Source organism: Pseudarthrobacter raffinosi (genome assembly GCF_023913835.1).
In the GTDB taxonomy this organism is placed as follows: domain Bacteria; phylum Actinomycetota; class Actinomycetes; order Actinomycetales; family Micrococcaceae; genus Arthrobacter; species Arthrobacter raffinosi.
Window position 1 is genome coordinate 221,896 of the sequence record NZ_JAMXBG010000006.1, and the last position, 12,038, is coordinate 233,933.

Annotated in this window: 10 protein-coding genes and 2 pseudogenes; 6 read left to right on the forward strand and 6 right to left on the reverse strand. The window is 64.4% G+C overall.

What is annotated here, in order from left to right; all coding sequences use genetic code 11:
- The first annotated feature begins 13 nt into the window (after positions 1-13).
- Positions 14-958, forward strand: coding sequence for a DMT family transporter (locus NG697_RS08475; protein WP_252610049.1), 945 nt, complete (start codon positions 14-16; stop codon positions 956-958).
- Between the two features lie 17 nt (positions 959-975).
- Here the strand turns inward: NG697_RS08475 and NG697_RS08480 are convergent, their stop codons facing one another.
- Positions 976-1,596: a class I SAM-dependent methyltransferase gene (locus tag NG697_RS08480; protein WP_252602701.1), complete on the reverse strand. Its 621-nt coding sequence runs from the start codon at positions 1,594-1,596 to the stop codon at positions 976-978.
- Between the two features lie 72 nt (positions 1,597-1,668).
- On the opposite strand from NG697_RS08480, the gene NG697_RS08485 reads away from it, so the two are divergent.
- The 3 genes from NG697_RS08485 (at position 1,669) to NG697_RS08495 (ending at position 3,381) form a co-directional block, all read left to right on the forward strand.
- On the forward strand, positions 1,669-2,097 hold the full coding sequence (locus tag NG697_RS08485; RefSeq protein WP_056348808.1) for a metallopeptidase family protein: 429 nt from the start codon (positions 1,669-1,671) through the stop codon (positions 2,095-2,097).
- A gap of 10 nt (positions 2,098-2,107) precedes the next feature.
- The gene (locus NG697_RS08490) at positions 2,108-3,028 is read left to right on the forward strand and encodes a cation diffusion facilitator family transporter (protein WP_252602698.1); all 921 of its coding nucleotides are present in this window, start codon (positions 2,108-2,110) and stop codon (positions 3,026-3,028) included.
- A 215-nt stretch (positions 3,029-3,243) separates the two neighbouring features.
- Positions 3,244-3,381 carry a hypothetical protein gene (locus tag NG697_RS08495; RefSeq protein WP_252602696.1) on the forward strand — a complete coding sequence of 46 codons (138 nt, stop codon included), beginning with the start codon at positions 3,244-3,246 and terminating at the stop codon, positions 3,379-3,381.
- Between the two features lie 13 nt (positions 3,382-3,394).
- On the opposite strand, the pseudogene NG697_RS08500 reads toward NG697_RS08495, so the two are convergent.
- The 5 genes and pseudogenes from NG697_RS08500 to NG697_RS08520 all read right to left on the reverse strand — a co-directional run.
- A pseudogene (locus NG697_RS08500) lies at positions 3,395-3,487 on the reverse strand (AAA family ATPase); the annotation flags it as partial.
- Positions 3,488-3,604: 117 nt separating this feature from the next.
- On the reverse strand, positions 3,605-4,435 hold the full coding sequence (locus NG697_RS08505) for an SDR family oxidoreductase (protein ID WP_252602693.1): 831 nt from the start codon (positions 4,433-4,435) through the stop codon (positions 3,605-3,607).
- 43 nt (positions 4,436-4,478) lie between these two features.
- A complete protein-coding gene (locus NG697_RS08510) occupies positions 4,479-5,144 on the reverse strand; it encodes an SDR family NAD(P)-dependent oxidoreductase (protein ID WP_252602689.1) in 666 nt (221 codons plus the stop codon).
- Between the two features lie 254 nt (positions 5,145-5,398).
- The gene (locus NG697_RS08515) at positions 5,399-6,766 is read right to left on the reverse strand and encodes an IS4 family transposase (RefSeq protein ID WP_252614009.1); all 1,368 of its coding nucleotides are present in this window, start codon (positions 6,764-6,766) and stop codon (positions 5,399-5,401) included.
- Positions 6,767-7,075: 309 nt separating this feature from the next.
- Positions 7,076-8,323: a low temperature requirement protein A gene (locus tag NG697_RS08520; RefSeq protein WP_252603979.1), complete on the reverse strand. Its 1,248-nt coding sequence runs from the start codon at positions 8,321-8,323 to the stop codon at positions 7,076-7,078.
- A 741-nt stretch (positions 8,324-9,064) separates the two neighbouring features.
- Between NG697_RS08520 and NG697_RS08525 the strand changes: the two genes are divergently transcribed.
- Both NG697_RS08525 and NG697_RS08530 read left to right on the forward strand, forming a co-directional pair.
- Positions 9,065-10,303, forward strand: coding sequence for an IS30 family transposase (locus NG697_RS08525; protein ID WP_445260449.1), 1,239 nt, complete (start codon positions 9,065-9,067; stop codon positions 10,301-10,303).
- A 95-nt stretch (positions 10,304-10,398) separates the two neighbouring features.
- A pseudogene (locus tag NG697_RS08530) lies at positions 10,399-11,734 on the forward strand (IS1380 family transposase).
- Positions 11,735-12,038 lie beyond the last annotated feature (304 nt).

The following is a 12,038-nucleotide window of genomic DNA, read 5'->3' on the forward strand; positions in this document are numbered from 1 at the left end:
ATAGATTGGCAGCATGGCTTCAAGCACCCCTCCCAGCGCAGCAACAACAACGGCGCTTCGCCCACCACCTGGCCGAACAAATGCGCTCGGCGTCGCCGCCGTGGTGGTCACCGTAGTGCTCTGGGCTTCGGCGTTCGTGGGGATCCGGGCCATCGGCCCCACCTTCTCCCCCGGATCCCTGACCCTGGGCAGGCTGGCGGTTGCCGCCGTCGTGCTCGGTGCACTGGTGCTGCCGCAGCTGGCCAAAAGCAGAGTGCTGCCGCAAGGCCGCGAATGGTGGCCCATCCTGGGGTACGGCGTGATGTGGTTCGGCGGCTACAACGTGGCCCTGAACGCGGCGGAACACCTGCTGGACGCCGGGACCGCCGCGCTGCTGATCAACGTCAACCCCATCCTCGTTGCCATCATGGCCGGTTTCTTCCTGAAGGAGGGCTTCCCGCGCTGGCTGATTATCGGGAGCCTGGTGGCGTTCGGCGGGGTGGCGCTGATCGCGCTCGGATCCGGCTCAGGTTCCGGGGAACGTTCGACGGCGGATGTGGCGGGCGTGCTGCTCTGCCTCCTTGCCGCCGTGCTCGCCGCCGTCAGCGTCATCATCCAGAAGCCGGTGCTGCGGAAGTTCCCGGCGGGCCAGGCCACCTGGTTCGGCATCATGGTGGGGGCGGTCTGCTGCCTGCCCTTCAGCGGCCAGCTGGTGTCCGAACTGCAGTCCGCCCCGCTGCCGGCAACACTGGGCCTGGTGTATCTGGGCGTCTTCCCCACCGCCATTGCATTCACCACGTGGGCCTACGCGCTGTCGCTGATTGACGCCGGAAAACTGGCGGCCACCACCTATCTGGTGCCGGGCACCACCATCCTGATCTCCTGGCTGATCCTCAGCGAAGTCCCCGCCGTGCTGGGCCTCGTGGGCGGGGTGGTCTGCCTGGTGGGTGTGGGCCTGACTCGCCGCAGGTCCCGGTAGAGGCGGTCCATTCAGCGTCAGGAGGGCTTCACTGCTGTGCCCGCGATGATGGGCGTGGCCAGGGCAACCGCCGGGGCCTCCAACCTGCTGACTTCCGTGAATTCGAACCCGGCTTCGCCGATGGATGCCACCGTGTTCCGGTTGAGGTGGCACCCGGGCGCCACGCATAGGCCCCACAGACCGTCCAGCCTGTCCTGCCAGCGGGCCGCACGGCCCTGTCCGCGGACATGTTCCAGCACCGCGAGGGTACCTCCGGGTTTGAGCACCCTGCGGGCCTCCAACAGGGCAAGCCGCTGATCCGGCACCGAGCACAGCACCAGGGTGAACACAACGGCGTCAGCCGTGCCGTCCGGCAGCGGCAGGTGCTCCGCATCGGCCTCGGAAACCTCCACCGGAACGGGCGACTCCCCCAGACGTGCCCTCAATCTGGCCCGCATGTAGGGGTCCGGTTCCACGAGGATTACCCGGTCAGCGTGGCGGAAGTGCCGCAGGTTGGCCCCGGTGCCAGCGCCGACGTCCACCACGGTTCCCGCCAGCGCGGAGAGCAGTAGCGCCCGGCGCGGAGACAGCTCCCTGCGCTCCACAGAGGCCGACAACGTGTCGTACATGGCGGCAAAAAGGCGATGGCGGACGGACATCCGGCTCCTCACAGGTGGTCAGGGATGGGATTCAGTATGCGCGCCAACCCGGCTGCGGACTAGAGTCTGCATATGCCCGTCAACCTGCCGCCCGGCCTGCCCATCATCCCGGATGGCCCGCAAGAGTCCGGTCCGTTTGAGATGTCCGCTGACGATTTCGAAGCCGCCGTCACGGATGCCCTGGGCCTGATCCCCGCCAAGCTTGCGGCCGCCATGGACAACGTGGCGGTGTTTGTCGAGGACGACTACGTGCCCGGCCCGGGCGAGGACCCGGACACCGTTCTGCTGGGCCTCTATGAGGGTGTCCCCTTGACGGAGCGGGATTCATGGTGGGACGCCGGTTCGCTGCCGGACCGGATCACCATCTTTCGCCAACCCATCCTGGACATCTGCGGGTCCCGCGACGAGGTGATCCAGGAAGTGGCCGTGACGGTGGTCCACGAGATCGCCCACCACTTCGGCATCGATGACCGGCGGCTGCACGAGCTCGGCTGGGACTAGCCTTGTAGGCATGGGACACGACCACAGCCACACACACGGGATCACGGCAACAGGCCGGCACCGCAAACGGCTCATCGCCGTCCTGACCATCACCCTTGCGGTGGTGGTGGTCCAGGTGATCGGCGCGGCACTGTCCGGATCATTGGCCCTGCTGGCTGATGCCGGCCACATGCTCTCCGACGCGGCAGGCGTGACCATCGCGCTCCTGGCTGCCTGGATCGCAGGACGCCCGGCGAGTGACCTGCGGACCTACGGCTACCAGCGTGCCGAGGTCCTGGCCGCCCTGGCCAACGCGCTGATCCTGATTGTCATCTCGGTGGTCATCTTCACCGAGGCCATCCGGCGGATCGGCTCGGCGCCCGAGGTCCACACCGACATCATGCTCTTCGCCGCCATCCTGGGCGCAGTGGCCAACCTCGTTTCGCTGCTGATCCTGCGCGGCGCGCACCAGGACAGCCTGAACGTCCGGGGCGCCTACCTTGAGGTGCTGGGTGACCTGCTGGGCTCAGTCGCCGTCATCGTTGCTGCCCTGGTCATCATGTTCACCGGCTACCAGGCCGCCGATACGATCGCCTCCGTGCTCATCGCCCTGATGATCCTGCCGCGGGCCTGGAGCCTGCTGCGGGATGTGGTGGACGTCCTCCTGGAGGCAACCCCCAAAGGCGTGGAGGTGCAGATGATCCGCGAACACATCCTCAGCGTTGACGGAGTGGTCGACGTCCATGACATCCATATCTGGACCATCACGTCCGGGGTGCCCGTGTTTTCGGCCCACGTGGTGGTGGAGGACGGCGTCCTTAATGCCCGCGGCGCCGACCAGCTCCTGGACAAGCTCACCACCTGCCTGGGCTCCCACTTTGACACCGAGCACTGCACATTCCAGCTGGAGCCCGCCAGCCACTCGGAGCACGAATCGCGCCAGCACGCCTGATCGTTGCGGCATGCGCAGCGGACTCGAAACGACACGCCGGACCAGATGTGCCGGAATCGCACTCTTGTTGATTATGTTATTGATGTGACCAGTGTTGCCAAAGTGCACACCCTCACGTAGCCTCGGACTGCTGGGTGATCAGCAGAGGGGCTCCTTGTGCCGCCACCAGACCTCGCTTCCCCAGCCTTACTACGTGCGAGGTTCTGCGAAAGGGTTTGACCGGATCCGGCCTGAAGGCCGCCGTGCTGTGCACCGCCGTCGTACTTTTCGGCACGCTGACCCTCCCCGCCCAGGCAGCGTCCATGCCGCAGGCCCGGCTGTGGACTTCAGCGCTTTGCGGCGGCTCTTTTTGAAAGTTCCATGTCGCTAATTGCCGATGACAAGGATGCTGGCAGCGGTTTCGACGACGTCGTCTGTGATGGTTTCTAGTTGGTTGATCTTGAGTACTCGTTGGATCTGGGCATCGATCTGCCCCATCAGTTCATCGAAGGCGCCGGAAGCCTTGAAAGACTCCATGCTCCCGGCGGCAGCGACCTTCGCCGCGAGTGAATCCGCCGTCTGAGGTTCGTGTTCAGTTCAGCGCTGGCTGCCGTGCGCGGCTACGGACAGCGCCTGCCACTCGTTCCACGTCGCGAGCCGGGATTCGTAGTCGGCGGTGGCGATGGCCAGCGGCGCCTCTCCGAAGAAGACCCGCAGGGGCGGGTTCTCGGAGTCCACCAGGGCGAGTACCGCGTCCCTGGTCGCCGCCGGGTCACCGGGAGTGCCGCGCCGGCTGGGCCGGTTGGCGGCCTGCTCACGGACCCCGTCGTAGGCGGGCAGTTCTGTGGCGTGCCTCGCGGAGCTGCCGCCCCAGTCGGTGGAGTAACCACCGGGCTCGATGAGGGTGACGTTGATGCCGAAGCCTGCCACTTCCTGCGCGAGTGACTGACTGAGGCCTTCCAGCGCCCATTTGGAGGCGTGGTAGATGCCCACTGTGGGAAACGCTGAGATCCCGCCGATGGAGGAGACCTGCAGGATGTGGCCGCTAACCTGGCCGCGCAGGAAGGGAAGCGCCGCCTGGGTGACCCAGAGCGCGCCGAAAAGGTTGGTCTCGATCTGCTCGCGGGCCTCCGCCTCGCTGAGCTCCTCGACCGCGCCGAACTGGCCGTAGCCGGCGTTGTTCACCACTACGTCGAGCCGGCCAAAATGCTCGTGTGCCCGGGCGACGGCGGCGAATACCGCGTCACGGTCGGTGACGTCGAGCGAGATCGGCAGGACCTTGTCGCCGAACTCTGCCGCGAGGGTATCCAGGCTGTTGGTGTTTCGGGCGGTGGCTGCCACGGTGTCCCCGCGCTCCAGCGCGGCCAGCGCCCACTCCCGGCCGAAGCCGCGGGACGTACCGGTGATAAACCATGTTTTGGCGCTCATACGATGTCTCCTGAGGTGGGGTGGGGGTGGGGTTCGGCGCGGTTCAGTCGGCGCTGACCTGATGGCGGAAGCGGTCACGTTTGATGTGCAGGTCCCATAGGTGCCCGGCCAGCACATCGGGGTCCTTCTCGGGATCCCCGGCAATGATGCGGCCTCCGATGATGAGCTGGGACACCTGGATGCCTTCCTCGCCCAGGACCTCGTTAAGGAGCTGCGCGTAGGCGGCCTGCCCGGCAAAAGCAACGGACGTGCCGGTCACGTTGCGGCCAGGCTTGACGGCCGAGCCGCCATTGACGAACAGAATAGTTCCGCGGTTCTTACCGAGGAAACGCATGCCCGGCACCACCTGGTGCACCGCGGCAACCGGTCCGTAGATGGAGAACTCGACGGGCCCCACAAGGTCCGCCGGCGTCGTCTCAAGGACCGGGCGCATGAAGTCCTTTTGCGGAAGCGGACTGTACTGCAGCACCTCGATCGGGCCAAGGGTCTCCGCCACCTGCTCCAGGGCCTTGGCAATGGACGACGGGTCGCGGACGTCAGCGGTGAAACCCCTGGCCTCCACGCCGTCACTGGCCAATTCCCCGGCCAGTGCATCCAGGCGCCCCTGGTCGCGGGAGATCAGGCCAACGGTGAACCCTTCCGCGCCGAAACGCCGCGCCACTGCTGCCCCTAGTCCTGGTCCTGCTCCGATGATTGCAATAGTAGTCATACCGGGTCCAAGGCCTGAGGCCCCCGATGTATTCCACAGGTGCGTGGTTAACCTGGCGTTAGTGACGAAGAGCTCCAACGCGATGTTGTCAGGATCTCAGAACTCCAGAACATATCCGGAGCCGACGTCTTTGACGCCACTGTGTCCGAGGCCCCGCTCATCCAACATCGTTGCAGCGGCATCAAGGTACTCACGCCCGGCAACTTTCAGGCCTTTGGAACTGGTGCACTGCCCCTAATGGCAATGCCGTTCGGTTAGTCGTCTGGGTCGGGTGTCAAGATTCTCGTGGTGAGTGTCGCGGGGTAGGTTCGGCGGTCGATGGCACGGCCTTTGGCCCGGTATTTCGAGATCGCGCGTTTGATCACGCGGGGCCGGGTGCGTGTGCGGCGGTCGGGCATGAGATCGGCCCGTAGCGCGGCTCCGATACAGCCGACCAGATCGACCGTGGTAGCGGCGATGATCCCGGCGGCTTGGATGACTTGGTCGCGGGCGGTTCTCAGCGCTGTGGTGAATGATGCCCGGTCGGGATCGATATCAGGGGTGTCAAGGAGCGCGTCGGCCATCGCGGTGCGCAGCACCTGGTAGACCGTCAGCAGAGCCCAGACTTCCTGCTCAACCCCAGTCGGATACCGGCTGCGGAGCACGCGCCCGCCCAGGATCGTGGATTTGAGTTCGCAGTACGCCGTCTCGATCTCCCACCTCTCGTGATACAGCCCCATCAGCTGTTTCGCAGGAGCTTCGGCGGGGTTCAGTAACGTCGTGATGAGTCGATACTCGCCGGTGCGGGTCGATGCCTCGGTCGTGATCGTCACTGCCGCGTCGATGACTCGAACCCGCACACCGGCAGCGACTGAGAGGAACGAGCCATCGCGCAGACGGGTCAGGATTGGAAGGTTCATCGCACCATTTCCTTTCTTGGCCCGAATCAAGAATTCCGCCCCGGTGCCTGCGACAGTGGTGAAGAACTTATAGGTAGCGAAGTTCCGGTCCCCCAGCAGCAGCATCCCCGGCCGCAGCGCGGTAGCGACACGCTCTGCATAGGTGAGCTCCCCGATCTTGTCCGTTCCGAAGACAGCCTCAATGACGTCGCGGGTACCGGCGGTAACGATCGCGACCAGCCGGATCATGGGGTATCCCGCTTGCCCGTTCGGGCCACCACGCGGTTTGGGAAACATCACCCGGTTCGCTTCGGTATCAGCGACCGGGATCTGGGTGCCATCGATCGCGACCACGAGGCGCCCTGCGAACCTGACCCTCTGATGAGCACACGTCACCGCAGAGCCCACGAAGAACGTGAACAACTCGCGCAATGATTTCGGCCCGACACGGCGCATCGCCTCGGTGATCGCCGCACCCGAAGGCCGAACCACCGGGCCGGGAAGGCCCGCGGTCAGGCGCGAGAAGACATGCCGCCACCCCTGACCGGCGAACAAGGCCCCGGCAAGGAGGACATACACCACCACCCGTGACGGCAGACGCCTGAGACGTTGTTCCTCCCCGCCAGCTGTTGCCAGAGCGGCATCGATCATCTCCGGAGGGACGATCTGGGTGAGTTCCCCAAGATGCCCAGGCGCGAACACATCCGACGCCGGTGCGGACGAGTTGCTGGCAGAATGAGACATCGCAGCCCTTGTTGTTGAAGCGGAATCAAAAGTCCGGCAAGACTTGACTCACTTCTAACAAGGGCTGCGCCTATTCACCTGAACGCAACGCCGGGATACGGGTTGACATCACCGTGCAGACCTTAACCGAACGGCATTGCCCCTAATGGGGGCCCAATAGCGGAACAATCCGGTTCGATGGTGCGCAATCACCCGAACCATCTGAATTGGTTGCCTTCGCTAGTGGCTTCCCGTGCCCTGCAACTCCGCTGATGCCGCTGATGCCGCTGCCGCTGATGAGAGATACGTTCCCTGGCATCCAATAAACCGTCAGCCGGCTCTCTGTTTCGTTTGGCGGCGTCGGTTCACGGCGTCGGAAAATGCTACGCCTATGAGGGGAATAACGGCCCCTATAGCGGCGACGAATGCCGGGAGGAGGGAACTCAAGCTTGCCAGGACCGCCAAGGCTCCGATGCCGGCGAGATCGGAGGCTCGGCGGTGGCCCAGTAACCGTCGAATAAAAACGCCCCGGCCGGCGAGGAAAAGAGCCGGCCCGCCATAAAGAAACAGAACGGTGGCCAGATCAGGGCGGGCAGCCGGATCGCTGATCACGAGCTGATCACCAACCGCCACCAGGATCAGGCCCGCCAGGAACACCACCAAGGTGTTGCCCGCCAAAATACCGGGCCGGAACTGATCATCAACAGAAGCAAGCTTTTCCAAAGTCTCCTGCTCAAGGCCATGGAAGTAGCACCACCAGATCGCGACGCTTCCAGCCAAACTTACGGTCCCGGTCAAAAGTATCAAGGGGTCCTCCAGATTGCCCGCTATCGCCAGGCCGGTTGAAAGGATCGTCTCGCCGAGCGCGATCAGGTAGAACAACCCGAACCGCTCAAAGATCCTCTCTCCCGGGAGCGGGACCTGGCTTCCTTCGGTTTTCCTGCCCGGCAGCGGGTGCGCAAGCATGTGGCCGACCAGATCGATCGCGGCAGCGACACCCCAGAACATCAGGCGGATCTCGTGGTCGAAGAAGACACCGGAAATCCAAAAAGGCGCGCTCATGAGCCCCCAGATCAGCGTGCGCACGAAATGGTTGTGGGTGGTCCGGTCAAGTCCGACAGTGAGCATCCACGCACCTCTGCCAAGCTGGATCAGGAGATAGCTCGCAGCGAAGAGCCAGCCGAAGGCACCGAACGCGGCACCGATTGAGGCGTTCATGAACAGTGCGACAAGCATGACGATCAGCAGCATCCACTGCACCTCAAGCCGCGCAGTGTCCAGCAAAGTCGCGGCCCAGGTCGTGTACACCCACACCTTATAGACCCCAAGAAGAAGCACAAGGGTCTCACCGGCCCCCACCCAGGAAGGATTCTCCACCAAATGATGGGACAGTTGCAATAGCGCGAAAACAAAGACCAGATCGAAGAACAGCTCAAGATGCGTAACCCGGTCTCCGGAAGTCGCAGAACGCATCAGCGACCTGGCACGGATCATCTGTATCCTCCACTGGGCTTCATGAGCGGACGGACGCCCCCTCCTGTTGTCGAAAAGGCTGACAACGGTCAGCAGAGAAGTCAAGGGCCATCGGTTTGGCTAAGCCTGAATCCACCGGCGGAGTTTGAGGCCTCCGCGGCGTTTTAAACCGAGAATCCCCGTCTCTGGCGAGTTCCAGTGATCGATGCAACACCCCCTGAAAACCGGGAGTTGCAACACCCTTGGAATCACCACTGAAAGACCGTTCTTCCTTAACGGAAAAATCGCCCCAGAGGAAGAAGCCTGTTCCGTCGGGCACGCCGGCTCTGAAGCGTCCTTATCGGCGTTACTCCGCGTCCGGCCGAATTCTTCTTGGCCTTGGAACGTCTGGGAAGCGTTCCGCGGGCCGCCCGGGAATTAGGATTCAACCTCAGTACCTGCCATGCCTGGGCGGGACCCTCCGGCAGGAAATCTGGCCAAATCTACTCACAAGCTGAGAAGGACAAGTTCTTTGTCCTGCTGGACCGGTTGGGGAGCGTGAGCCTCGCGGCCAAGACGATGGGCATCAACGTCCAGACCTGCTTCCATTGGGCCTACAAGGCTGGCGCCGTCACCCGCAAACCCCGCACAAATCCGGTGGCCAAGCAGTCTGCCACCGCAGAGCAGAAGGACGAGTTCTTCGCCGTACTCGCTCGTGTGGGCAGTGTCAGCCTGGCCGCCCGGGAGCTTGGTCTGGCTAGATCGCAGTGCGTGAGCTGGGCCCGTCACGCCGGAATCAGGTCCACCCACCCAGGGGTGCGGAAGCGCGCCGAATTCCTGCGGTTGCGCGAAGCGGGCGTCGGCCGGATGGAAGCAGCTGCCACCGCCGGTGCTAGCCGCAAAAGCGGGTACCTGTGGGAGAACGAGCGGGATATGGCCAAGGGCCGCGCCGTTGGCTCCAACGCCCCGGAAGTGCCGTATAAACAGGAAGTGATTACCGCTTTCGCCGAACCGTCGGCCCCCGTTACGGCACCGGAAGCCCCGCCGGAGCCGGTGCCGGCGGTGCTACCACCGCCGGCGGCTCCGGTTGCTTTGGAAGCCCTTGAGCAGCCCGTCAGCGCCCGCTTCCTGTCCCTGCCTGAGCGGGAGAAGATCGCGGACCTGCGTTCCCACGGAACCTCTATGCAGGCGATCGGCAGGGCGCTGAGCCGCTCCGTAGGTACCATCAGCCGGGAGATCAAACGCAACAGCCACCCCGTGCTCGGCTACCAGCCCTACGGCGCCCACCGCACCGCCACGGCGGCCCGGGCACGGCCCAAGGACAGTAAGCTGGCAGCAGCCGGTGGCTTGCGCGACTACGTGGCGGACAAGCTGCGCATCCGCTGGTCCCCGGAACAGATCTCGAAGCTGCTGATCAAGGACTTCCCCGATGACGAGCAGATGCGCGTGAGCCCCGAAACGATCTACCAGGCCCTCTACTTCCAGGCCCGCGGCGGACTCAAACGCGAGGTCAAAGAGGCCCTGCGCAGCGGAAGGACACGCCGCAAAAAGCAGAAAAGCCCCGAGGAACGCACCAGTCGCTTCCGGGACCCGATGATCAACATTTCCGAACGCCCCGCAGAGGTCCAGGACCGCGCGATCCCGGGCCACTGGGAGGGCGACCTCATCACAGGGGCCCACAACCAATCGGCCATTGCGACTCTGGTCGAGCGCACCACCCGCTACGTGATGCTGGTGCACCTGCCGGTGGACCACACCGCCGAATCGGTCCGTGACGGCCTCATCAAGACCATGGGGACCCTGCCGGCGCACCTGCGGGGTTCCCTGACCTGGGATCAAGGCGTCGAAATGGCCAAACACAAGGCGTTCAGCATCGCCACCGACATGGACGTCTACTTCTGCGACCCGGCCAGCCCCTGGCAGCGCGGATCCAACGAGAACACCAACGGGCTCCTGCGTCAGTACTTCCCCAAAGGCACCGATCTGAACGCCTACGGCCCCGAGGACCTCGAACACGTCGCCCAGGAACTCAACGCCCGCCCACGCAAAACACTCCACTGGAAAACCCCAGCCGAGTCACTTCGTGATTTACTGATAGCCAGCTGACCTCGGGTGTTGCGACGACCCCTGGAATTCGCCTCTTCGGGGAAAATTGGACTTGTTGAGAGTCAAAATCCCGCGAAAATCGGAGCACCTCGTAGATGAAAGTTTTCCATACCCGGGCGTCGGTTCCAGCGCGTTCGATGATCCGAATCTCGTGTCGTCGGCCGGGCTGGTCCCGGTCATGGGCCTGGCCGCAGATACCGGGCTCGGCGACCTGATCGACGAGCACGTGAAGGTGCCGGAGTATTGTCTCGGCCCTGGTCGCCGGGGTGTCCGCCGGCGCGGACTGCATCGACGACATGGGCATCCTGCGCCACGGCGCAACGGCGCAAACTGTTCAAAGGCACCTACACGCCCTCGACGCTGGGCTCGTTCCTGCGCAGGGTTCACCTTCGGACACGTCCGCCAGCTCGAGGCGCCCGCGGCCCGCTGGCTGATCAATCTCACAGGGCCACCCCGCTGGCCGCCGGGATCGATGATCTGGCTCTGGTCGATATCGACGACACGATCAAGGAGGTCTACGGCTATGAGAAACAGGGTTCCGGCTACGGCTACTCCGGCGTCCGCGGGATCAACGCCCTGATCGGCACCGTCACCACCAAAAAAGACGGCCCCGTTCATCGCCGCCGCGAGACTGCGCAAGGGCGCGGCAAACTCCGCCCGCGGTGCCGGTAAGTTCACCTCCGACCTGCTGGCCACCGTGGCCCGGCTGCGCTCCGCCGGTGCGACGGGCATGGTCCTGATGCGCTCCGATTCGGCGTTCTACGCCCATGCGGTGGCCGCTGCCGCCGCCCGGACCGGGCCGGCCCGGGGCGAAGATCCCCGGGACCGCGTGGGAGAAGATCGAATACTCCAACGCCATCTTCGACGAAGACAGCGGTAAATGGATCTCCGACGGCGAAGTCGCCGCAATCGGTTCACCGCGTTCACCTCGAAGAAGAAGGCCGAGCAGATCACCGGCCGCCCTCGTCGTCCGGCGGATCCCGGAACTGAACGCCAAGGCCGCCACCGGGCAGGACACCCCTGTTCGAGGCGCACCGGTTCCACGCGTTCTTCACCACCGTCGACCCATCCGTGCTGGACACGGTGGCCGCGGACAAGACCCACCGCGCGCACGCCGTAATTGAACAGGTCCACGCCGATCTGAAGAATTCCGCTTTGGGTTCGATGCCCTCGGGGAAATTCAACGCGAACGCCGCCTGGCTCGTCACCGCGGTCATGGCGTTCAACCTCACCCGCGCCGCGGGGACCCTCGCCGGCGGGCGCTTCAGCAAAGCCGAAACCGCGACCATCCGGGACAAGCTCATCAACGTGCCCGCCCGCGTGGCGTCCTCGGCCCGGCGCGTGAGGCTCCACCTGCCCGAAGCCTGGCCCTGGCAAACACCATGGCAGCGACTTTTCGACCACGTCTACCCGCCGTCCCAAACCGCCTGAAACCCGTCAACCCAGCCGACACGGCGCAACCAGGACCAGCAGTGGAACTCCGAAGGGCAGAAAGGCCCGGCACCCAGCCCTGCCCGCGTGCAGCAAAACCCGCCGAAACCGTTCAGGCTACCCGCCCCTGCGGGCCGGTGGATTCAGGCTAAGCTGTAGTCTCAGCCGGTGGGTCACCGGGCTCGATAAAAGTGCCGTTAATGGGCTCTCCTGACTCTTCCGTGGGCGTTTTGAGCGCGCCTTAACGGACGCACGCCGCTTTCCGTCTATAGGTTTCTGACTGTCTAAGGAAAGAAACTTTTAG